Origin of the sequence: Streptomyces ziwulingensis (assembly GCF_039542605.1) — a bacterium.
In the GTDB taxonomy this organism is placed as follows: domain Bacteria; phylum Actinomycetota; class Actinomycetes; order Streptomycetales; family Streptomycetaceae; genus Streptomyces; species Streptomyces ziwulingensis.
The window spans coordinates 121,437-144,678 of record NZ_BAABIG010000026.1 but is presented as its reverse complement, the minus strand read 5'-3'; the positions used below and the strand labels follow the sequence as shown (position 1 = coordinate 144,678).

The window sequence follows — 23,242 nt, the reverse complement described above, 5'->3', positions numbered from 1 at the left end:
GGCGGTTTCCCGCCGGGGCGGCCGGGGCGGGAGAGGCGGTGAGCGCGCCGGTCAGGGGCTGCGCGGAAGCACCGGGACGGCCGGCTGGGGGTGGTCCGCCGAGGCGGAGGGGGCGCGGGCGGTGCCGCTCTGCTCGGGGACGGTGGAGGCGGGCGGGGGGCCCTGGTCCCGGTCGGGGGTCGAGGAAGCGCCCCGGTAGACGGCCGCGAAGGCCAGCGCGACCATGCCGATGCCCATCACGAGGGCGAGCAGCCAGGCGACGGGACGGTGCCAGCGGACCTGCTTGCCGTAGGAAGCGGGGGCGCCGTACGGCCGGTCGAGCGGGTCGGCGTCGTCGTAGCCGTCCGGGTCGTGGCCGAAGCCGCCGTACCCGTCGTCCCGGCGCTCGCCCCGGGTGTGGGTCCGGCGGGCCTCCGCCTCGGACGCCTCGGCGCGGGCCCGGGCGGCGGCGAGGAGGCGTTCGACCGCGGTCGGTTCGTGGACCTCGGCCGCCCGTACGAAGTCCTCGTCGAAGACCACGGAGGCGAACTCTTCGTCCGACACCCCGCGGTCGTGGTCGTCGTCGGGCTCCCAGCCGTCAGGGAACGGCGAACCCCCCACGTCCTCCGGCACGGATCCAGAGTAGACCTGGGGGGTCGTTCTGGGCAGACGGCAGGGAAATTCATCTGCCCCGCGGCCGGCCGGGCGCCCGGTCCGGTCAGCGCCGTACGTGCCCGTCGCCGGTGACGATGTACTTGGTGCTGGTCAGTTCCGGCAGGCCCATCGGGCCCCTCGCGTGCAGCTTCTGGGTGGAGATGCCGATCTCGGCGCCGAAGCCGAACTGGCCGCCGTCGGTGAAGCGCGTGGAGGCGTTCACGGCGACCGTGGTGGAGTCGACCAACTGGGTGAAGCGGCGGGCGGCCTGCTGCGAGGTGGTGACGATGGCCTCGGTGTGGCCGGAGGTCCACAGCCGGATGTGCTCGACGGCCTTGTCCAGGGAGTCGACGACCGCGGCGGCGATGTCGTGGGACAGGTACTCGGTCTCCCAGTCCTCCGGCGTCGCCTCGACCACGGTGGCCTTGGAGCCCTGGGCGTGGGCCCGCACCCGCTCGTCGGCGTGGACGGTGACCCCGGCCTCGGCGAGCGCGTCCAGGGCGCGGGGCAGGAACGCGGCGGCGATGTCCTGGTGGACCAGGAGGGTCTCGGCGGCGTTGCAGACACCGACCCGCTGGGCCTTGGAGTTGACCAGGATGTCGACGGCCATGTCGAGGTCGGCGGCGGCGTCGACGTAGACGTGGCAGTTGCCGGTGCCGGTCTCGATGACGGGGACGGTGGACTCCTGGACGACCGTGTTGATCAGGGAGGCGCCGCCGCGCGGGACGATCACGTCGACCAGGCCGCGGGCGCGCATCAGCTCGCGCACGCTCTCCCGGCTCTCCCCGGGCACGAGCTGTACGGCGTCGGCGGGCAGTCCGGCGCCGCCGACGGCGTCGCGGATCACCCGGACGAGAGCGGTGTTCGACCGGTAGGCGGAGGAGGAGCCGCGCAGCAGCACCGCGTTGCCGGACTTCAGGCAGAGGGCGGCGGCGTCGACGGTGACGTTGGGCCGGCCCTCGTAGATGATGCCGACCACGCCGAGCGGGACGCGGACCTGGCGCAGGTCGATGCCGTTGGGGAGGGTGGAGCCGCGGACGACCTCGCCGACCGGGTCGGGCAGCGCGGCCACGTCCCGCACGTCGGAGGCGATGGCCCGGACCCGCTCGGGGGTCAGGGTCAGCCGGTCGACGATCGCCTCGGAGATCCCGGCGGCCCGGGCCTTGGCCACGTCCTGGGCGTTCGCCTCGACGATCTCGCTGGTACGGACCTCCAGGGCGTCCGCGACGGCGAGCAGCGCGTCGTCCTTGGCGGCCCGCGGCAGCGGCGCGAGGTCGGCGGCGGCGGCCTTGGACCGGTAGGCGGCCCGGGCGACCGGGGACATCGAGTCGTACGGCGAGAGCGTGGTCATGGGGGAAGCGTAATGCGCCGTCGCAGGGCGTCCACCGGCTGTCCCAGAGCCCGAGACGGCCCTTGCCGCCCCGTGGAACGGGAGGCCCGGGGCGGTTTTCAGAAGGGGTGCACGCCGACGGGGGTGGCCGGTGCCGGGCCGTAGCCGGCGGCGATGCGCTGGTGGTAGGTGACGCGGTCGATGACCTCCAGGCCGACGATCTCCCAGGGCGGCAGTCCCGCGGTCTGCCGGTGCTCGCCCCACAGGCGCAGCGCGACGGCGGCGGCGTCGTGCAGGTCGCGGGCCTCCTCCCAGTACCGGATCTCGGCGTGGTCCTCGGCGTATCTGCTGGTCAGGAGGAAGGGATGGTCGTGGGCGAGCTGTTCCAGGGCGCGCCGCACCTCGGGGAGCGGGGAGCGCGTGCCGGAGACGCTGAGGGTGACGTGCCACAGGCGCGGGGTGTCCTCGGGTTCCTCGCCCCGGAACCGTTCCCCGGCCGCGACGCTGGTCAGGGCGCCGGACGTGCGGGAGCCGGGACCGCCGCAGGACGCCGTCGCCCCCGAGCGCACTCGCCTCACGACGGCCTCCTTCTCGCACGCGTCCGCTCCCGGCGGTCGGCCGGGAGCGTCGCCCGTCGAACACACGGGATTGTCGTCCCTCGGACAAAGTTGAGCAGGCCGACAGGGATCGCGTGGCGGTTTTTTCGGAACGTCCACCACCGGTGCGGGGACGTTTCGACCCATTACGGGTGAAGGATCACCAGATCGTCCCTGTGTACGACCTCTCGTTCGTACGCGGGTCCGAGTTCGCGGGCCAGTTCGCGGGTGGAGCGGCCGATCAGCTTCGGGATCTCCCGGGCGTCGAAGGTGACCAGGCCACGGGCGACCGCGCGGCCCCGGCCGTCCCGCAGTTCGACCGGGTCGCCGGCGTTGAACTCGCCCTCGACCGCGTCGATCCCGGCCGGCAGCAGCGACTTGCGGCCCTCCACCACGGCCCGTACCGCCCCGTCGTCCAGGGTGAGGGCGCCCTGCGGGGCGGAGGCGTGCTGGAGCCAGAGCAGCCGGTCGGCGGAGCGCCTGCCGGTGGGGTGGAAGTGGGTGCCGGTGTCCGCGCCGGTGAGGGCGTCGGCGGCGTGCACCGCGCTGGTGAGCACCACCGGGATGCCGGCGGCGGCGGCGATCCGGGCCGCCTCGACCTTGGTGACCATGCCGCCGGTGCCGACCCCGGCCTTGCCGGCGCTGCCGATCTCGACGTCCGCCAGGTCGGCCGGGCCGCGCACCTCGGCGATCCGGGAGGTGCCGGGGCGGGCCGGGTCGCCGTCGTAGACGCCGTCCACGTCGGAGAGGAGGACCAGCAGGTCGGCGCGGACGAGGTGGGCGACGAGGGCGGCGAGCCGGTCGTTGTCGCCGAAGCGGATCTCGTCGGTGGCGACGGTGTCGTTCTCGTTGACGACCGGGAACGCGCCCATCGCGAGGAGCTTGTCCAGGGTGCGCGCGGCGTTGCGGTGGTGGGAGCGGTGACTCATGTCGTAGGAGGTGAGGAGGACCTGGCCGACGCGGACGCCGTAGCGGGCGAAGGAGGCGGTGTAGCGGGCGACCAGGAGGCCCTGTCCGACACTGGCGGCGGCCTGCTGGCGGGCCAGGTCGCGGGGGCGCCGGCTCAGGCCCAGCGGCGCCAGGCCCGCGGCGATGGCGCCGGAGGAGACGAGGATCACCTCCCGCTCACCCTGGCCGCGCACCTTGGCGAGGACGTCCACGAGGGCGTCCACCCGGTCGGCGTCCAGGCCGCCCGCCGCGGTCGTCAGCGAGGAGGAGCCGACCTTGACGACGATCCTGCGGGCTTCGCCCACGGCCTGCCTCACGCCTGCCACCTGCACTCTTCCCCTCGGTCCCGGTTCTGTCCGCAATCTACGCGAACCGGGACGGGCGGTGCCGGACGGTCCAGTCCCCGGACAGCTCCCGGGCCGCCACCGCACCGGCCCGCGACATCCGGCGACGCTCAGTGAGTAAGTGACCGCTTACGTAACGCTTATGGCAAAATCGCTGTATTGGTTGCCCGTAGAAATCAAAGGTCGGATAAACATATGGTGAACCCTGTGTCACCATCAGACCCCGCAGCCCGCCCAGCCCGCCCCGTGAAGCGCATCCTGCTCCGTTCGGGGAAGAGCCCCTTCGACGCGGTTCCCGTCGAGGAAGCCCTCCACCGGGACGTCATCGCCACCAACTCCGGCAACCTGATCTTCAGCGACGCCGCGCACAAGATCCTGCAGACGCCGCACACCGAAGTGGTCTCCAACGGGATCAGGACCGATGTGAACGCGGCGGCGCGGATCAACGAGCAGTACGACGCCTTCGTCGTCCCCCTGGCGAACGCCTTCCGGCCGTCCTTCGAACCGCAGTTGCGGCGGCTGTCCCGGCTGATCGGCAAGCTCCGCATCCCCGTCGTGGTGGTGGGCGTCGGCGCGCAGACCGGACTGGGTTACGACCCGGCGCGGCTGAAGCCGATGGAGCCGGCGGTGCGCGAGTTCGTCTCGGCGGTGCTCGACCACAGCGCCTCGATCGGCGTGCGCGGCGAGTTCACCGAGCAGTACCTGAAGGACATGGGCTTCAGGGACGTCGAGGTCATCGGCTGCCCGTCGATGTTCATGTGGGGCAAGGAACTGGTCGTGGAGAAGCGGGTCCCCGCGCTCACGGCCGAGTCGCGGATCGCGATCAACGGCTCCCACAACGCGGTCGAGAAGCAGGGCCTGAACAAGCTGATCCGGCGCACCCACGCGCGCTACCCCCACCTGCGCTACATAGGCCAGAACCTCAGCGACGCCAAGCAGTTGCACTGGCGGGACCTGTCGGACCCGAACGCCCGCGTCACCGACATGCCGACCCACCCGGACCACCCGATGTACGGCGAGGACAAGGCGCGGGTCTACATCGACCCGGTCACCTGGATCGACGACCTGCGCGAGTTCGACTTCTCCTTCGGCTCCCGGATCCACGGCAACATCGCCGCCCTGCTGGCCGGCACCCCCGCGACCGTGCTGACCGGCGACTCCCGGACGCTGGAGCTGTGCCGGTACTTCGAGATCCCGCACCGGCGCATCGACAAGCTGACCGAGGACCTCGACCCGGCGGAGCTGTACGAGGAGGCGGACTTCGGCCCGCTCTGCGGCAACCACCCGGAGCGCTTCGAGCGGTTCGCCGCGTTCCTGGACAGCAACGGCCTGGAGAACACCTTCACCCACGGCGACCAGGGCGCGGCCTTCGAGGAGCGGATGCGCACGCTGTCGTTCCCGGCGGGCGTCCGCCCCTGGATCGACTCCGACCCCGCCGCCATGGCGGCGCGGACGGGCTGGCTCTACGGCCGGGTCTCGGAGCTGACCGCCGCCAACGCCAAGCTGAAGCAGGACCTGGCCAAGGCGAGGACGGGCGCGGCCAAGCCCGCGGCCAAGAAGGCCGTCGCGCCGGCGCAGTCGAGGTCCTCGGTGATCCGCCGCGCCCGGCGGGTGGTGGGCCGGCCGCTGCGCCGCGCCCTCCAGGGCGGCAAGTAGCCCCCGGCCCCGGCGGGAAAGTCCACAGCCGGTCCGGGCGCTCCAGCCGGTCCGGGCGCTCCAGGGTCCGGGACACGCGCGTGTCGTCGTGAGGGCGGCGCGCGTTAACCCGGGCGTCCGTCCTAGACGACCCTGGAGCGACCGCCGTGCCCGAACCCTCCTCCCGCCGGTCGCGCACGGCGCGGCCCCGCCGCCGCCGGATCACCGTCAAGCTGCTCGTCCTCGCCGGGCTGGCGGCGGCCTTCGCCGCCCAGGCCGTCGGCGCGCTGCTGCCGCACGTTCCGCTGCTGCTGGGCGCCACCGCCGCCGCGCTGGCCGCCGAGGGGGTGCTGTACCGGTGGCAGCGTTCCATGGTGTCGCTGTTCGCCAAGTCGCACGCGGACATCACCGTCCGGCACGTCCTGCGCGACCTGCTGCTCGTGGTGGGCCTGCTGCGGCTGGGCGAGCAGCCGCGCGAGACGGTGTACGCGCCGCTGGTCGCCGGACTGCTCGCCTGCTACGCGCTGCACTGCGCGATCCAGGCGGTCTCCGTCCTGGTCCGGCGCAGCCGGACGCTGCCGGTGGTGACCCGGAACATCGACGCCTCGGCGCTGCGGCTCTCCCCCGCCGCGCCCGTCCTGCTGCGCCGCCCCGGCCACCGCCTGCTCGTCTTCGGCCTGCCGGCGACGGCCGGGCTGCTGGCCACGGTGGCGGCCGACGCCCCGGTGTACGGCGCGGCGGGCCTGTCCGTGACACTGGCGCTCTCGGGGGCCGGGCTCGGCGCGCTGCTGCTGCGGCTGCTGCCGGGCCGGCGGCCGGCCGGTGAGCGGGAGGTCCTCGACTGGTTCGACGCGTGGCTGGCGGCGTACCGGCCGACCGTCGGGCTGTACTTCTCCGGCGGCGCCGCCTCCGCGTACCAGGCGGACATGTGGCTGGAGCCGCTGGCCCGGCTCGGCGGCCGGCCGGTGGTCGTGCTGCGGGAGCGGTCCATGGTGCACCGGCTCGCGGCGACCGACCTCCCGATCGTGTGCCTGCCGAAGGTGTCCACGCTGATGCGCCTGGAACACTCCTCGCTCCAGGTCCTCCTGCACCCCTCGAACTCCGGGAAGACCTCGCAGGTGCTGCGCATCCCCACCCTCAAGCACGCCTTCGTCAACCACGGCGAGAGCGACAAGCCGTCCTCGTGCAACCCGTACGCGAAGGCGTACGACCAGGTGTGGGTGGCCGGGCCCGCGGCGCGGGAGCGGTACGCGCTGGCCGAGGTCGGCGTCGAGGACAAGGACGTGGTCGAGATCGGCCGCCCGCAACTGGACGCGGTGCGGCCGTACGCGGGACCGCCGGCCGGCCCGTACACGACCGTGCTGTACGCGCCGACCTGGGAGGGCTGGGACGGCGTCCCCGGCAACACCTCGGTGGTCACGGCCGGCGAGAACCTGGTGCGGGCGCTGCTGGCCGACCCCGGGGTGCGGCTGCTGTACAAGCCGCACCCGCTGACCGGGTCGGTGGACCCCCGGGCCGGCGCCGCCGACCTGCGGATCCGGGAGCTGATCCGGGCGGCCGGCCGGCAGCGGCCCGGAGCGCGGCCCGCAGCCGCCGCCGAACTGGTCCGGTGCGCGGCGGAGTGGGACCGGCTCACCAGGTCCGTCTCCCGGGCCGGGGCCGACCAGGTGGAGCGGATGCTCACCCGGACGGCGCCGGAGCCGGGCCGGGCCCAGGCGGTGGCGCGGGCGGCGGCGGCCTGGGACGAGGCGTACTGGGCGGCGCTGCCCGCCGGGGAGCACCGGGTCGTCACCGGTGCCCGGCCCGCCCTGTACTCCTGTTTCAACCGGGCCGACCTGCTGATCAGCGATGTGTCGAGCGTGATCAGCGACTTCCTGGCCAGCGGGAAGCCGTACGCGGTCGCCAACACCGGGCCGCTGGACGAGAAGGCGTTCCGCGCGGCCTTCCCGACGGTGGCGGCGGCGACCGTGCTGACACCGGACGCGGCCGGGGTGCCGGCCCTGCTGCGGGCGGTGCGGCACCCACGTGAGGACGGGTACGCCGAGGCCCGGGCGGCGCTGGCGCGGCGGCTGCTCGGCCCGGCCGAGCCGCCCGCGCGGGAGCGGTTCGGCGCGGCCGTGCGGGCGCTGTGCGCGGCGGCCGCGGAGCGCCGGGCACGCCGGGACGGGCGGCCGGCCGCGGAGCCTCCCGGGGAGCTTCCCGGCCGACACCCCGGGCAGCTCCCCGGTCAGCGGCAGGGGGTCGCGGCGGGCCCCGGCGCCGTCAGGCCGCCGCGGTCCGGTCGTCCCGGTTGAGGTCACGGGCGGCCGGCAGGGCCTGGCGGGCCTTGCGCACCGCCCGGCGCAGCAGCGAGCCGGCGGGCTGTTCGACCCAGCCGAGGAAGGGGCGCGCCTCGCGTTCCCCGGCGCGGTAGACCTCGTCGGGGACGCCCGCCTTCCGGTCCCGGAAGTGCGGGTAGACGAGGTAGAGGTGCCGGCCGCCCTTCTCCAGGAGGGCGGCCGCCTGCTTGTCGGCGCGGAGGAACTTGACGACGTCGGTCAGCAGGTCCGGGCGTCCGGCGGCCACCAGGTGCAGCCGCAGCCGCTCGTGGACCTTCAGCAGCCGGGAGACGCCCGCGGACCAGTAGGCGTCCATGAGCGGCTTCGCCAGTTCGAGTTTGTGGCGCCGGACCTCCTCGCTGTCCTTGAGCCAGCGGGGGCCGAACTGGGGCAGCAGGGTGACGACGAAGGGGCGGACCATGAGCAGGTCGCGCCGCTCGCCCGCCGGGACCAGGTCGGCGATCAGCCTCATCAGGGAGCGCGCGGAGTCGAAGCGCAGGGCGTAGCCGCCGCCCTTGGTCACGTGCTTGCCGTCGTCGCGGCCGACCAGGTAGTAGCAGGTGTGGTCGGCGACCACGGAGACGCCGTCCGCGCGCAGGTACGCCTCCATGGTGAACAGCGCGTCCTCGCCCGTGAACAGGGACTCGTCGAAGCGCATGCCGTGCCGTTCCAGCAGGGCGCGGCGGAAGAGCTTCTGGGCGCTGAGCGTGTACTTGATGTGGGAGGAGAAGACGTCGGTGCGGTCCAGCGACTTGTGCCACATCGACTTGGGGGCACCGCGGTTGACGCCCTCGACGCGGCCGAGGACCACATCGGTGCCGGCCCGGTCGGCGACCGCGACCATCCGCTGGAGCGCCTCGGGTCCGAGCCGGTCGTCGGCGTCGAGGAAGAAGACGTACCGCCCGGTGGCCCTGGCCAGGCCGACGTTGCGCGGACCGCTGGGGCCGCCGGAGTTCCGCTGCCGGATCACGGTGACCGCCATCGGCGCGCGGGCGGCGAACTCCTCCAGGTACTCCCCCGTGCCGTCCGTCGAACCGTCGTCCACGGCGACGACCTCGACGCGTGCCGGGTCGAGGGTCTGCGCCTCGACCGAGGCCAGGCACTCGACCAGGTACGGCATCCCCTCGTACGCCCCGATGACCACGGTCACATCCGGTTCGGTCACGGTCACGTTCTCCCCCTCGTCATCCGGCATTTCCCCCGTATCACCTCATTCGCTGCCTGTTAGACGGGTACCGGGGGCGAAGGGTTGCTTCCGGTGCGCGATCTTGTGACGCGCTTCACTTTTCGGCGGCCGCTTCCGCGGGAAAAGGAGATGGCCCCCGAGGAGCGATCCTCGGGGGCCGGGCCGTGCGCTTCGGGGCGGTCAGCCCGCGCCGACACTGTCCGTGTCACCGACGGACCCGGTCCGCTGGGCGGGCAGCGCGTCGGCCGGCTCCACGTCCGGGCCGCCGACCACGATCCGCGACTCCTGCCCGGCGTTGCGCGTCTCCGCCTTGCCCGCGAGCGCGGCGACGGCGGCGTCGAACTGCTCCCGGGAGGTCGGCTCGTCGGGGCCGAGCAGGTAGCGCTTCAGCTCCCCGCGGTCGTCGGCGAGGGCGTCGCCGGCCGGGTCGCGGACGGCGGCGAGCAGCCCGCCCAGTTCGGTGGCGTCGTTGCTGAGGATCACCGCGGCGCGCACGGCGGTGTTCTGCCGCTTGAACTCCTCCGCGCCCAGCTCCGCCGAGTCGGTGACCGCGTACGGCTTGCCGCTGGCGATGAAGTCGGAGACCACGCTGGAGATGTCGGAGACCATCGCGTCGGAGACGTTGAAGCAGTCGTACAGGCGCGGCTGGGCGCCGGTGATGACCCGGTGCTCCCAGGCGGGGAACGAGCGCCAGTAGGCGTCGTCCCACTCGGCGCGCAGCCGGGCGACCTCGGTGTGCTTGGCCACGTCGACCACGCCGTCGCGGCTGGCCTCGGCCTCGTCGCCGCGGTCGGCGGTGCCGGTCAGCTCCGCGATCCGGGCCTCGATCCGGGCCAGCTCGGCCTTGGCGGCGGTCTGCGCGGCGGCGTCGGCGGTGAAGCGGGCGTCGCCGGCGCGGGCGGCGGCGGACTGTTCGACCAGGGCGGTGATCCGCCGGTGGGCGGCCTTGGCCTGGGCGCTGCGGGTGCCGGTGAAGGGGTGCGGCTTGTACAGGACCCGGACCGGCGGGTCGGCGGTCACCAGGGTGCGGACGATGTTCTCGCCGGCCAGCAGGATCGAGGTGTTGCCGGGGTTGTCGTCCCAGCCCTCCCAGGTGGGGGCGTACAGCACGGTCGGGCAGCGGCCGGGGCCCGCGGGGACGCCGGTCCGGATGGGGGCGAGCTGCGGGCGGCCGACCTCGACGATGTCGTCGTCGCGGACACCGACGTCGGCGATGGCGTAGCGGTCGCGGCCCGCGCGGCCGGCCGTCCACACCTCGTCGTAGACCTTGCTGAACGGGTTGACGCTGGCGAGCTTGTCGCTGTCGCCGTGGCCGATGAAGACGTGCTTCATGGTGGGGACGCGCAGCAGGTGGATGTTCTTGCCGACGTTGGCCGCGTAGAGCGCGACCCGTACCGAGGACAGGTCCATGTTCATCAGGTGCACGCCGCCGGGCACGCAGAGCACGGGGACCGTGGTGGGCGCCAGGTTGCTCAGGATGACCCGCTCGCGCAGGACGACCAGCGGCCGGGAGCCGAGCTGCTCCATCGTCTCCAGCCACATGTTGACCTGGTAGGCGGAGTCCCTGGAGCCGGAGAAGTACAGGACCGTCTCGGGGCGGTACTCGGCCAGCCAGTCGTCGACCGCGGCGAGCACCTTCTCGGCGTTCGGCGGGATGCGCCGGCCGCGGACCAGGGGCACCAGCGCCAGGACGTAGCCGACGGCGAGGACCATGGTGACGCCGATGCCGGCGAACCCGATCACGGGGTGCTCGGTGTAGGCGGCGGCCAGGACGCCGGCGACGGCCGCCAGGTCGAGGTGGAGCATCTTCTCCGAGGAGCGGTGCAGCAGGCCGCGCGGGGGCGCGTCCGGGATGCGGATGCGCGAGGCCAGGTCGATGTTGCGGGTGGCGACCGGCATCCGGCGGCGGTTGCGGATCAGCGTGGTCAGGGCGCCGTGCGGGGCCTGGAGGCCGAAGAAGGCGATGAAGCAGGCGATGGCGCCGTAGGAGATGAGGTTGTCGGCCAGCGAGAGCCGGGCCAGCAGCAGCACCAGCAGCAGTTGCCGGATCAGGAACCGGATCGACAGCCCCGCGCGGACCTTGCCGAGGCGGTTGATCAGGTAACTGCCCCTGCGGTGCAGATAGTGGTCCGCCAGGTACGTCACGGCGGCGGCGGCCGCGAAGGCGGGAACGCTCGGGACCAGCGCGGCCAGCATGAGGCAGGGGAAGCCCAGCATCATGAGGACCGCCGCGGCCAGTTCGGCCGCGCTGCCCACCCGGGCGACGCGAAGAGCGGTGGATATCACGGAGAACCTGCTTGGTGAAGGAGAAGTCTCGGCTTTGTGCTGGTGCGCTGCCGCAATGTGAGCGACGGGTGAAGGTAAGGATTCAGGCCCCTGCAAACGCTCCATGAATGAGCGGCTGCAGGGGCCTGAATTCCGTGCATCTTATTATCGACGAATATTACACGCCGTCCTGCCGGTCCAGGACGGCGGCGAGCGCCTGCTCGAACCCGGAGGCGCGGGCCGCGCCGGCCGTCGGGTCCTGCTGGCGGACGTCGATGACGTGGCCGGTCAGCTCGGAGAGCAGTACGTCGAGGGAGGCGCGGGCGACGGCCGCCGAGGAGAGCAGGCTGCCCTCGGGCTCCTGGCCGAACGCCTTGGTGCGCATCGGGGTCGCGGTGCGCTCGGGGTTGACGCAGTTGACGCGGATGCCGTCGCCGGCCCACTCGTCGGAGAGCGCCTGCGTGAGGTTGACCATGGCGGCCTTGGTGGAGGAGTACAGGCTGTACTCGGCGCGGCCGCGGGTGTAGCTGCTGGAGGTGTACAGCAGGAGCTGGCCGTTGGTCTCGGCCAGGTACTTGTAGGAGGACCGGGCGATCTGCACCGGGGCCAGGTAGTTGACCTTCAGCGCCTCCTCGATGGTGGCGTTGTCGGTCTCCGCGAGCCTGCCTATGCGCAGCACGCCCGCGGTGTTGACCACGTAGTCGATCCGCCCGGACTCGGCGTACGCCTTGGACAGGGCGTCGTCGACCTCCTCCGGGTTCTCCACGTGGGTGCCGGTGGTGGAGCGGCCCAGCGCGTACACCTTGGCGCCGTAGGACTCGGCGAGTTCGCCGATGTCCTTGCCGATGCCGTAGGAACCGCCGAAGACCACCATCGTCTTCCCCGTGAGCAGGTCGCGGTAGGCCTCCTCGCTCACCTGCTCGGGGGCGGCGCCGGAGGCGAGCTGGAAGAGCTTGTCGGCGATGAAGACGTCGACGGGCTGGGTGACCTTCATGTTGTACTCGTCGCCCGCGACGACGTGGATCGGCACGTCGGGGAGGTACTTGAGCACGACCGAGCAGTCGTCGGTGGCCTGGAAGTTGGGGTCACCGGCGGCGACCTGGTAGGCGCGGCGGATCGTGGAGAGCTTGAACGCCTGGGGCGTCTGGCCGCGGCGCAGCCGGGCGCGGTCCGGGACGTCGGTGATGAACTCGCCGTCCGAGCCGTGGGTGCGGGTCACGATGATGGTGTCCGCGGACGGGATGGCGACGTCGACGGCCTCGTAGCGCTCCAGCGCCGCCACGCAGTCGTCGATGACGCGCTGCGAGAGCAGCGGGCGCACGGCGTCGTGGAAGAGGACGTTGGCGTCCTCGCCCTCGGCCAGGCCCTCGCCGAGGGCGGCGATGGCGCGCTCGGTGGTCTCGTTGCGCGTCGAGCCGCCCTCGATGACCTTCTTCACCTTCGTGAAGCCGGCCTTGGCCACGATCTTCTCGATGTCGGGCACATATCCCTGCGCCATCAGCACGATCACGTCGTCGACGGAGTCGGCCTTCTCGAAGGTGGTCAGTGTGTGCTCGATGACTGCCTTGCCGGCGATCTTCAGCAGTTGCTTGGGGATCGACAGACCCACCCGCTGGCCGGTGCCACCGGCCAGGATCACTGCGGTGGTACGGGGCTTGGCTATGTGCTGTGACACGCGTGACCTACCTTGGGGCGACAGGGAACTTCGAGATGGTCCCACTTGTGGTTACCGCAGTGCAAGGTGAGCTTTCACCGCCGCATATGTGCGCGCAACCCTTCATTCACCTGGGACTCCTGGTGATGGTCGCAAAGGCGGGAACGGTTCCCGCGCACCGGGGTAATTGCTGTGAGTATGTCCACAAGAAGTCCGGTTCGCGATGGAGATCGCCGGACGATCGCGGCCCGGCGCCGCCGCCGGCGTCTTCTCAGCCCCGCCCCGGGCGTCTTCTCAGCGCCTGCGCAGGCGCCGCAGGCAGCGGTGTCCGAGCACCTTCACCAGTTCCTTCGAGGAGGTCTGGTGCACGGTGCGCGACTTGGCGGGGGCGGTGTGCCGCACGGGCGCCGAAGCCGCCGCGGCGAGCGCTCCGTACAGCGCCTGCGCCGCCACCTCCGGGGCCACCCGGGCCTCGCCGGGCACGGCGGGCGCGGGCTTCGGCACCGCCGACAGCAGGCGCAGGTCACCGACGACGCGCACGCCCGAGGCGGCGATCCGCCCGGCCGCCTCGGCGCCGGCCTCGGCCGCGGCCTCGACGGCCCACCCGGGCGTCGCGATCCGCACGTCGAGGGGCGAGGGACTGCACGAATTCTTCATGTGGACGACGGCACCATTGCGGACGAGTCGGGAATACAGCTCTGCCGGGAGGTCATTGCTGCGGAATTCCTTGTTGAGGCTGCGCAGCATTTCCGTTTCGGCGAGCGTGAGTGACCGATTCGCACTGTCCGGGACGGGTTGCAGGAGATTCGCCGGAAGTCCGAGCAGCGTCTCGAAGGTCCGCATCAGCGCGCCGCGGTCCCGGTCGTCGACCACGACGACGGTGACCCGGCCGGGCCCGACCGCGCGGGCCCACCGCTCGACCAGCCGGTCGTGGCGGTGGCGGCGCCAGAAGCTGGGGTTCGGCTCCTGGTACGGCGGCCTGCGGAGCATGTGCTCCAGCCACTCCTCGTAGCCCATGCGCAGGCCGTTCTGCACGTACTGCTGCCACTGCGAGGGCATGACGCGGGCCAGCGGGCGCAGGGTCACCAGGACGTGCACGCGGTCGCCGCCGAGCTGGGCCACGATCCGGGCGATCGTCTCGTCGTCCTCGGCGTCGGCGAAGAACTCGCTGCTGATCACCGAGGTGCGCCGGCCGGCCGCCCGTACCTGGTCGAGGAGGCGCGTCCAGTGCTGTTCGGTCGGCGCGGTGTCGCCCATCATCGCGGGCCGGGCGCAGGCGGCGAGGGCGGCCTCCATCGGGTGCCGGGTGTGCGCCGGGAAGACGACGCCGTGGCCGGGCAGCACGTCCTTCGCGGCGAACAGCGCGCCCTGCACGGCGGTGGTGCCCGTCTTGTGCGGCCCGATGTGCAGCAGCCGGGTGCCGGCGGGCAGCGGCGCGAGGCCCGCGTTCACCCGGTTCTCGTCTCTCGTACAGTCCGTCTCCATGGTCAAGGGACGGTAAGGGGCGTTGCTGAGGGGAAGCTGAGAAGGGCCTGGGACCCCGATGAGTGCCAGGCCCTGGGGGTGACGTCCCGGTCGCTCGGACCAGGTCGACGCGGTCTCAGACCAGGTCGACGCCGGGGCGGCCGGCCCGTACCCGCAGCGAGGCCAGCGTGCGGGGGCTGGCCGTGGGCTTCGTCACGGTGTCCACGACCCGCACCCGCGCGTCGATCCGGTCGTGGCGGACGTCGAAGAGGTGGTAGCCGCGGTGGGCGTCGAGCAGCTTCCAGTGCGGGTTGTCCGCCATGCGCGGGTCCCACTCCTTGCGGAAGGCGGCCTGGTCCTGGTTGCCGTTGCTGGAGATGGAGGTGCCGACGAACTCGGCGCCGACCACCGCGGAACCGGGCCGCGCGTAGTCCTCCTTGAGGTCGCTGACCATGGTGAGGTGGCGGTCGCCGGTGAGCACGACGGGGTTCTGCGTCCGCTTCAACTCCGCGAGCAGCGCGTTGCGTTCGGCCTGGTATCCGTCCCAGGCGTCGTAGTACCAGAGCTTGCCCGCGCCGATCTTGAGGTCGGTCTCGGCCATCATGATCTGCGAGGCGATCAGGTTCCAGCGGGCGGGCGAGCGGCGCAGCCCGTCGATCAGCCACTGCTTCTGCCGGGCGCCGAGCATGGTCATCGACGGGTCCTGGGCACCGGCCTGGGTGGTGGCCTGGTCGCTGCGGAACTGCCGGGTGTCCAGTACGTTCAGCCGGGCCAGACGCCCGAACTCCAGGCGGCGGTACATGCGGATGTGCGGGCCGTCGGGCACGGCGGTGGCCCGGACCGGCATGTGCTCGTAGTACGCCTGGTAGGCCGCGGTCAGCCGGGCCACGAAGGCGTCGTGGGCCTGCTTGTCGGGGTCCTGCGGGTCCTGGCCCGCGTAGTCGTTGTCGACCTCGTGGTCGTCGAAGGTGACGACGAAGGGCGCGGCCGCGTGCATCGCGGCGAGGTCGGGGTCGCTGCGGTACTGGGCGTAGCGGTTGCGGTACTGCTCCACGCTGTACGGCTCGCCGCTGCCCTCGTGCCGGCGGACCGCGGTCGCCGACGGCGCGGACTCGTAGATGTAGTCGCCGACGAACAGCACCACGTCCGGGTCCTGGTCGAGCATGTCGGCGTACGGCGTGAAGTACCCGTGCTGCCAGTTCTGGCAGGAGGCCAGCGCGATGCGCAGGCTGCCGCCGGTGGCGAGGGGCTCGGGGGCGGTACGGGTGCGGCCGGTGGGCGAGAGCCGGCCGCCGGCCTTGAAGCGGTACCAGTAGGCGCGGCCCGGACGCAGCCCGCGTACGTCGACGTGGACGCTGTGCCCGTACTCGGGGCGGGCCTGGGCGGTACCGGTGCGCACGACCTTCGCGAACCGGGAGTCCTCGGCGACCTGCCACCGCACGGAGACCGGGCGGTCGGGCATGCCGCCGCCGGTCAGCGGGTCGGGGGCGAGCCGCGTCCACAGGACGACGCCGTCCGGGAGCGGGTCACCGGAGGCGACGCCCAGGCTGAACACGTTCTCGGCGAGCGCCGGTTCGGCCGCGTGGGCGGCGGACGGCAGCCAGAGCTGGGCCGAGGCCGCGGCGCCGAGCGCGGCGGCGCCGCCGGTCAGCACCCGGCGCCGGCCGGGGCCCGGGGTGGACGTGGGGGAAGGTCCGGTCACTTCGGTCATTCGGCGCAACTCCCTTGCCGCGGCAGCCTCTTGAACAACCGGAAGCTCCCATGCCGGGCCGGACGGCCCGCTGAACCAGGCAAGGCGAGGGCATGACAAGAAGAGAGACAACGGGAAACCCGCCGCGGCACGGGAACGCTCCCTTGCCGTGACGGGTCCACAGGGTGTTCAGCGGGCGAACGCCGGAGCCCGGACGGTCAGCCGGGAAACGCCGGAGCGCGACCGGCCCGGGGCGGGCCAGAGCCGGCGCGACCGGGCCCGTGCGAGCCAGGCCCGGCGGGTCCAGCCCGGCAGGGCAGGCCCGGCGGGTCGCGCCCGGCGGGGCAGGGCAGGCCCGGTGGGTCAGAACGGCTTGAAGCCGTCGAACTCCTGGTCCGACTCGTCCCGCTCGGCCTGCTTGTCCCGGCGGCGCTGGGTCGCGGGGCGCGGAGCCTCGAAGCGGTGGTCCTCACCGCGGCGGCCGAGCATCTCGGCGCCGGCCGTGACGGTCGGCTCCCAGTCGAAGACGACCGCGTTGTCCTCGGGGCCGATGGCGACGCCGTCGCCGTTGCGGGCGCCCGCCTTCATCAGCTTCTCCTCGACGCCGAGCCGGTTGAGGCGGTCGGCGAGGTAGCCCACGGCCTCGTCGTTGTTGAAGTCGGTCTGCCGCACCCAGCGCTCGGGCTTCTCGCCGCGCACCCGAAACAGGCCGTCCTCCTCCTGGGTCACCGTGAAGCCGGAGTCGTCGACGGCCTTGGGCCGGATCACGATCCGGGTGGCCTCCTCCTTGGGCTTGGCCGCCCGCGAGGTCGCCACCAGGTCGGCGAGCGCGAAGGAGAGTTCCTTGAGCCCGAGGTGCGCCACGGCCGACACCTCGAAGACGCGGTAGCCGCGCGCCTCCAGCTCGGGCCGCACCATCTCGGCCAGCTCCCGGCCGTCGGGAACGTCGGTCTTGTTCAGCACCACCATCCGGGGCCGGTTGTCGAGCCCGCCGTACTGCCGCAGCTCCTCCTCGATGGTGTCGAGGTCGGAGGTGGGGTCGCGGTCGGACTCCAGGGTGGCGGTGTCCAGGACGTGCACCAGGACGCTGCACCGCTCCACGTGCCGCAGGAACTCCAGGCCCAGGCCGCGGCCCTGGCTGGCGCCGGGGATGAGGCCGGGCACGTCCGCGATCGTGTACACGGTGGAGCCGGCGGTGACCACGCCCAGGTTCGGCACCAGGGTCGTGAACGGGTAGTCGGCGATCTTCGGCTTGGCGGCCGAGAGCACCGAGATCAGGGAGGACTTGCCCGCGCTGGGGTAGCCCACGAGCGCCACGTCGGCGACGGTCTTCAGCTCCAGGACCACGTCCTGGAGGTCACCGGGCACGCCGAGCAGCGCGAAGCCGGGGGCCTTGCGCCGGGCCGAGGCCAGCGCCGCGTTGCCGAGCCCGCCGCGCCCGCCCTGGGCGGCGACGAAGGAGGTGCCGTGGCCGACCAGGTCGGCGAGGACGTTGCCCGCCTTGTCCAGGACGACGGTGCCGTCCGGCACCGGCAGGACCAGGTCCTGGCCGTCCTTGCCGGAGCGGTTGCCGCCCTCGCCGGGCTTGCCGTTGGTGGCCTTGCGGTGCGGGGAGTGGTGGTAGTCGAGCAGGGTGGTCACGGACTGGTCGACGGTGAGGATGACGTCGCCGCCACGGCCGCCGTTGCCGCCGTCCGGGCCGCCCAGCGGCTTGAACTTCTCCCGGTGCACGGAGGCACAGCCGTGGCCTCCGTTACCCGCGGCGACATGCAGCTCGACGCGGTCCACGAAGGTGGTCATGGGATGTGCCTCCAGTTACATACGGAATGGTGCTTGGATCAACACGCGAAAGGCGGACCCGCTTCCCGTGAGGGAAGTGAGGTCCGCCTCGCGAAAGCTTCCGATCAGGCGACCGGAACGATGTTCACGACCTTGCGGCCACGGTTGGTGCCGAACTGCACCGAACCCGGCAGCAGCGCGAACAGCGTGTCGTCGCCGCCACGGCCGACGCCCGCGCCCGGGTGGAAGTGGGTGCCACGCTGACGGACCAGGATCTCACCGGCGTTCACGACCTGACCGCCGAAGCGCTTCACGCCGAGCCGCTGGGCATTCGAGTCGCGACCGTTCCGGGTGGACGATGCGCCCTTCTTGTGTGCCATCTCTCCTCAGTCCCTTACTTCGCAGCCGCGGGGATCTCAGTGACCTTGATCGCCGTGTACTGCTGGCGGTGGCCCTGACGACGGCGGTAGCCGGTCTTGTTCTTGTAGCGCAGAATGTCGATCTTCTGGCCCTTGTGGTGGTCCACGACCTCGGCCTGGACCTTGATGCCGCCCAGCACCCACGGGTCGCTGGTCACAGCGTCGCCGTCGACAACGAGCAGGGTCGAGAGCTCGACCGTGTCGCCAACCTTGGCAGTGGGAATCTTGTCAACCTCAACGATGTCACCGACAGCAACCTTGTGCTGGCGGCCACCGCTGCGCACGATGGCGTACACGCGGATCTCTCTTTCGCTCGGAGAACGGCACCCCCGCAGGCCAGTCACCCGGCACGACACACGGACGACCTCTCCCGGACGCCGTGGCACCCGGAAGGAAGAGGTTTACGGGGATGTGACGCGTCATTCGACACGCCGACGGTCAAGGTTACGAGGGCGCGCGCCCTACGGTCAAACCGGACCGGTCCGACCAGGGCCGGGCGGTGCCGTGGGCGGGTGCGGGACGCGGGTGCCGGACGCTGGTCGCGGCGGACGACGCGGGGCGCCGGCGGACCCTGGGGTCGGTCTTCGACCCTGGGTTCCGCCGGCGCCCCGGTGGTGCACGGTGCCCGCCCGCGGCACCGGACCCGTCAGTCCTCCGTCGTGGCGGACACGGACGGCGCCGACTGCTCGGCCGCCGCGGTCTTCTTCGACGTGGTCTTCTTGGCGGCCGTCTTGGTGGTCTTCGCCGCCGTCTTCTTGGCCGTCGTCTTCTTGGCCACCGTCTTCTTCGCGGCGGCCGTCTTGGTGGCCGCCGTCTTCTTGGTGGCGGCCTTCTTCGCCGGGGCCTTCTTGACCGCCTTGCGGGCGGTCTTCTTCGCCGGGGCTGCCTCCTCGGCCGCGTCGGCGCTCTCCGGGGCCTGCACGGCCTCGGCAGGGGCTTCGGCGGCCGCCGCCGCGACCTCGGCCGGGGCCGCAGCCGGGACCTCGGACAGCGTCTCGGCCGGGACCTCGGTCACCGACGGGACGACCACGACGGCCGCCTCCGCCGAAGCGGTCGGCGCGGTGGCCTTGCGCACGGCACGGCGCCGCTGGCGGGCCGGGGGCGCGGCCTCGGCGGCCGGCTCCGGCTGCTCGGCCGGGGCGGCGGGCGCGGGCTGCGCCGGCTCCTCGGCCCGCTCCACCGGGGCGGTCTCCGCGACCGTCACGACGGCGGCCTCCGCACCGGCCGGCGAACCGGCGGGCGCGGACACCTTGCGGGTGGCCCGACGGCGGCCACGGCCCTTGGGCGCGGCGGCGTCCTCGGCGGGCGCCGTCGCCTCCGGCACCTCGGCGTCCGGGGCCTCGACAGCCGAGGTCGCGGGGGCCGGGGTCGCGGCGACCGGGGTCTCCACGACCGCGTCCTCGACGGCCGCGGGCGCGGCCAGCACCTCGGCGGCCGGCTCCGGACGCACCGGACGCGCGGCGGACTCCTCGGCCGTCACGTCCTGCGCCGTCGCCACCTCGGCCTGCGGCTGCCCGTCCTCGGACCGGCGGTGGCCGTTCTCCGGCCGTGCCGCCTCGCCGCGGGGCGCGCCCGCCGGGGCCGACGCCCGCCGGCTCGCCCGGCGCCGCGTCCGTCCGCGCTTGGCGGAGGCCTCCGCCTCGGCGACGCTGCTGAACAGTTCCTCGTCGTCCCCGAAGTCGGGCGCCGGCAGCGCGGCCGGCTCGGCCGCCTCGGCGGCCACCTCGTACTCGGTCTCGGTCTCGGCCTCCTGCTCCGCCGTCGGACCGCTGTCCAGAGCCGTCTCGTGCTCGTGCGGCTGCTCGCCGCCACCGGCACGGGCGCGCTTGCGGCGCTTGCCGCCACCGCCGCCGCCGATCGCGGTCGGCTGCTCCATGTGGACGATGACCCCGCGGCCGTTGCAGTGCACGCAGGTCTCGGAGAACGACTCCAGCAGGCCCTGGCCGACCCGCTTACGGGTCATCTGCACGAGCCCCAGCGAGGTCACCTCGGCGACCTGGTGCTTCGTACGGTCGCGGCCGAGGGCCTCCAGCAGGCGCCGCAGCACCAGGTCCCGGTTGGACTCCAGGACCATGTCGATGAAGTCGATCACGATGATGCCGCCGAGGTCGCGCAGCCGGAGCTGGCGCACGATCTCCTCGGCCGCCTCCAGGTTGTTCCTGGTGACCGTCTCCTCCAGGTTGCCGCCCTGGCCGGTGAACTTGCCGGTGTTGACGTCGACGACGATCATCGCCTCGGTCCGGTCGATCACCAGCGAACCGCCGCTGGGCAGCCAGACCTTGCGGTCCAGCGCCTTCGCGAGCTGCTCGTCGATCCGGTACGTGGCGAAGACGTCGACCTCGCTCGTCCACTTCTGGAGGCGGTCGGTCAGGTCGGGCGCGACGTGCGCGACGTAACCGTGGACGGTCTGCCACGCCTCCTCGCCGCTGACGACGACCTTGGTGAAGTCCTCGTTGAAGATGTCCCGCACGACCCGGACGGTCATGTCCGGCTCGCCGTAGAGCACCGTCGGGGCGTTGCCGCTCTTGGCCTTCTTCTGGATCTCCTCCCACTGCGCCTGGAGCCGCTCGACGTCCCGGCGCAGCTCGTCCTCGCTCGCGCCCTCGGCGGCGGTGCGCACGATGACGCCCGCGTCCTCGGGGACGATCTTCTTGAGGATGGTCTTCAGCCGCGCCCGCTCGGTGTCGGGCAGCTTGCGGCTGATACCGGTCATCGAGCCCTCGGGCACGTAGACCAGGTAGCGGCCGGGGAGGGAGACCTGGCTGGTGAGGCGGGCGCCCTTGTGGCCGATCGGGTCCTTCGTCACCTGCACGAGGACCGACTGCCCGGACTTGAGGGCGGCCTCGATACGGCGCGGGCCGTGGCCCATGCCGAGCGCCTCGAAGTTGACCTCGCCGGCGTAGAGCACGGCGTTGCGGCCCTTGCCGATGTCGATGAAGGCGGCCTCCATCGACGGCAGGACGTTCTGCACCTTGCCGAGGTAGACATTGCCGACGTACGAGGTCGCCTGCTCCTTGTTGACGTAGTGCTCGACGAGCACGTCGTCCTCCAGGACGCCGATCTGCGTGCGCTCGCCGTGCTGGCGCACGACCATGACGCGCTCGACGGCCTCGCGGCGGGCGAGGAACTCGGCCTCGGTGATGATCGGCACCCGCCGGCGGCCCTGCTCGCGGCCCTCGCGGCGGCGCTGCTTCTTCGCCTCCAGACGGGTCGAGCCCTTGATGGACTGCACGGCGTCCTGGAAGTCCGCCGAGGACGACTCGACCGCCTTGCGGGGCTCGCGGACCTTGACGACCGTGCGCTCGGGGTCGTCGGCGGACGGGTCGGCCTCGCCGCCCGAGCCGTCCCCGGCGCGGCGGCGACGGCGCCGGCGACGACGGCTGCTCAGCGAACCGCCGCCCTCCTCGCCGCGCCCGTCGTGCTCGTCCTCCTCGGAGTCACCCGCGGCGTCTTCGCCGGCCTGCTCGACCTGCTCGGCGGTGTCGTCGTCGGTGTCCTGCGCGCCCCGCTCGGCGGCGTAACCGTCGGAGTCGTCCGCCAGGTCGGCGTCGGTGGCGTCCCCGCGGCGGCGGCGACGGCCGCCCCGGCGACGGCGGCGGCGCGAACCGCCCTCCTCGGCGTCGGCCTCGTCGGCGTCCTCGGCCTGCTCCTCGGGCTCCTCCGCGTCGGCCTCCGGCTCGTCGGCGTCGGCGGCCTCGGGGGTCGTCGCGGGGACCTCGGGAACGGCGGGCGCCTCCGGGGTCTCGTCGGCGGCGCCCTTACGGCGCCGGCGGCGGCGCGAACCGGCGGGCTGCTCCTCGGCCGGGGGCTCCTCGGCGGCTACGGGCCGCGCGGTCTCCTCCGGCTCCTCGGCGGGGCCTGCGGCCACGGCGGCGGCCTCGGCGGCGGCCCGCTCGGGCGTCTGGAACTGGAACTTCGGCTCGGCGAACACGGGCGCCTGGAACAGCGCCACGGCCGGGCGCTTGGGACGGGACGGCGTCTCCGCCTCGGCGGCCTCGGCGCCGGCACCCCGGGCGGGCTCGGCGAAGCCGGTGGCGGCCTTGCGCACGGCCCGGCGGCGGCCGCGGCGCGGAGCGGCCTCGTCCACGGGCGCGGGGGCCTCGTCGGCCTGGTCGGACCTGGCGGCCCGCTCCGGCTCGGCGGGCGCGGCGGCCTCCGGCACGGCGGCCTCCCGCGCACCGGCGGACTCGACCGCCTCGGCGCCCTGGGGCGTCTCGGCGGGAGCGGTCGCGCGGCGGGTGGCCCGGCGACGGGAACGACGCGGCGCGGCGTCCTCGGCGTTCCCGGTGGTCTCGGCGTCCGCAGTGGTCTCGGGGTGCTGCGAGGCGGCGCCCTCGGTGACGGCAGGCGTCCCGGCGGCCTCGGCCTCGGAAGTCGTGGGGGTCGCGGGGGGCGCGACGGTGTCGGTCTCCGGCGCGCTCTCCACCGCCGCGGGGGCGGACACGCTGCGGGTCGCGCGGCGGCGGCTGCGGCGCGGGGCCGGGCTCTCCTCGGCGGCGGGCGCGGCGGCCTCGGGCTCGGCGGGGATCTCGGCGGCGGGCGTCGCGGGGACGACGGTCTCGGCGGCCTCCGCCGCGGCGGGTGCCCCGGCGGGCGCGGAGGCACGGCGTACGGCGCGGCGGCGACGGCCCGCGGGCGCGGGTTCCGGCTCCTGGACCGCGGGCGCGGCCTCGGGTGCCTGCTCCGTCTCGTCGACGGCGTCGGGCCCGGGGTCGGGCTCCGCGACGGCGACGGTCGGCTCCACGGTCTCCGCGGCGACGTCGGAGGGGCCGGCCGGCGGGCCCGCCGGCCGGGACGCGGCACGGCGCCGGCGTCGCGGCGGCAGGGTGTCGCTGGGGGTGTTGTCGGATTCGGATCCCGTCGCGGTCTGCGCGGTCTCGGTGGTCGGTTCGAGCATGCGGGCGTAGCTCCCGTCAGGGCTCCCGGGCGCCGCACCTGGTCCGGCATCGACTGTGTCGACCGCCGGTGACGTCCGCGGCTC

15 protein-coding genes are annotated in these 23,242 nt (G+C 73.3%); 2 read left to right on the top strand and 13 right to left on the bottom strand.

Annotated elements, in window-relative coordinates; all coding sequences use genetic code 11:
• Nucleotides 1-51 precede the first annotated feature (51 nt).
• The 4 genes from ABEB00_RS16285 to proB form a co-directional block, all read right to left on the bottom strand.
• The gene (locus ABEB00_RS16285) at nt 52-612 is read right to left on the bottom strand and encodes an SCO2584 family spore wall biosynthesis protein (protein ID WP_345620386.1); all 561 of its coding nucleotides are present in this window, start codon (nt 610-612) and stop codon (nt 52-54) included.
• Between the two features lie 85 nt (nt 613-697).
• The gene (locus ABEB00_RS16280) at nt 698-1,984 is read right to left on the bottom strand and encodes a glutamate-5-semialdehyde dehydrogenase (RefSeq protein ID WP_345620384.1); all 1,287 of its coding nucleotides are present in this window, start codon (nt 1,982-1,984) and stop codon (nt 698-700) included.
• 98 nt (nt 1,985-2,082) lie between these two features.
• Nucleotides 2,083-2,532: a hypothetical protein gene (locus tag ABEB00_RS16275; protein WP_345620485.1), complete on the bottom strand. Its 450-nt coding sequence runs from the start codon at nt 2,530-2,532 to the stop codon at nt 2,083-2,085.
• Between the two features lie 173 nt (nt 2,533-2,705).
• Nucleotides 2,706-3,833: a glutamate 5-kinase gene (proB, locus tag ABEB00_RS16270; RefSeq protein WP_345620382.1), complete on the bottom strand. Its 1,128-nt coding sequence runs from the start codon at nt 3,831-3,833 to the stop codon at nt 2,706-2,708.
• Between the two features lie 264 nt (nt 3,834-4,097).
• Between proB and ABEB00_RS16265 the strand changes: the two genes are divergently transcribed.
• Entirely contained in the window at nt 4,098-5,507 is a 1,410-nt protein-coding gene (locus ABEB00_RS16265; protein WP_425586505.1) for a polysaccharide pyruvyl transferase family protein, read from the top strand.
• Between the two features lie 146 nt (nt 5,508-5,653).
• Nucleotides 5,654-7,780: a hypothetical protein gene (locus tag ABEB00_RS16260; RefSeq protein WP_425586504.1), complete on the top strand. Its 2,127-nt coding sequence runs from the start codon at nt 5,654-5,656 to the stop codon at nt 7,778-7,780.
• Here the strand turns inward: ABEB00_RS16260 and ABEB00_RS16255 are convergent.
• The 9 genes from ABEB00_RS16255 to ABEB00_RS16215 form a co-directional block, all read right to left on the bottom strand.
• Nucleotides 7,749-8,975 (bottom strand): glycosyltransferase family 2 protein, encoded by a 1,227-nt coding sequence (locus tag ABEB00_RS16255; RefSeq protein WP_345620483.1) that lies wholly within the window; start codon nt 8,973-8,975, stop codon nt 7,749-7,751. The genes ABEB00_RS16260 and ABEB00_RS16255 overlap by 32 nt on opposite strands.
• Before the next feature lie 195 nt (nt 8,976-9,170).
• Nucleotides 9,171-11,246 (bottom strand): hypothetical protein, encoded by a 2,076-nt coding sequence (locus tag ABEB00_RS16250; RefSeq protein ID WP_345620482.1) that lies wholly within the window; start codon nt 11,244-11,246, stop codon nt 9,171-9,173.
• Nucleotides 11,247-11,433: 187 nt separating this feature from the next.
• Nucleotides 11,434-12,930, bottom strand: coding sequence for a D-ribitol-5-phosphate cytidylyltransferase (locus tag ABEB00_RS16245; RefSeq protein WP_345620378.1), 1,497 nt, complete (start codon nt 12,928-12,930; stop codon nt 11,434-11,436).
• A gap of 273 nt (nt 12,931-13,203) precedes the next feature.
• A complete protein-coding gene (locus tag ABEB00_RS16240) occupies nt 13,204-14,394 on the bottom strand; it encodes a hypothetical protein (protein WP_345620377.1) in 1,191 nt (396 codons plus the stop codon).
• 115 nt (nt 14,395-14,509) lie between these two features.
• Nucleotides 14,510-16,084 carry an alkaline phosphatase D family protein gene (locus ABEB00_RS16235; protein ID WP_345620375.1) on the bottom strand — a complete coding sequence of 525 codons (1,575 nt, stop codon included), beginning with the start codon at nt 16,082-16,084 and terminating at the stop codon, nt 14,510-14,512.
• Between the two features lie 342 nt (nt 16,085-16,426).
• Nucleotides 16,427-17,863, bottom strand: a complete 1,437-nt coding sequence (gene obgE / locus ABEB00_RS16230) for a GTPase ObgE (protein WP_345620374.1) — start codon at nt 17,861-17,863, stop codon at nt 16,427-16,429.
• Between the two features lie 104 nt (nt 17,864-17,967).
• Nucleotides 17,968-18,222, bottom strand: a complete 255-nt coding sequence (gene rpmA, locus ABEB00_RS16225) for a 50S ribosomal protein L27 (protein WP_345620373.1) — start codon at nt 18,220-18,222, stop codon at nt 17,968-17,970.
• Nucleotides 18,223-18,236: 14 nt separating this feature from the next.
• Complete coding sequence (rplU, locus tag ABEB00_RS16220) at nt 18,237-18,557, bottom strand: 50S ribosomal protein L21 (protein ID WP_345620372.1); 321 nt, start codon at nt 18,555-18,557, stop codon at nt 18,237-18,239.
• A 350-nt stretch (nt 18,558-18,907) separates the two neighbouring features.
• Nucleotides 18,908-23,158, bottom strand: coding sequence for an Rne/Rng family ribonuclease (locus tag ABEB00_RS16215; RefSeq protein ID WP_345620371.1), 4,251 nt, complete (start codon nt 23,156-23,158; stop codon nt 18,908-18,910).
• Nucleotides 23,159-23,242: the final 84 nt, after the last annotated feature.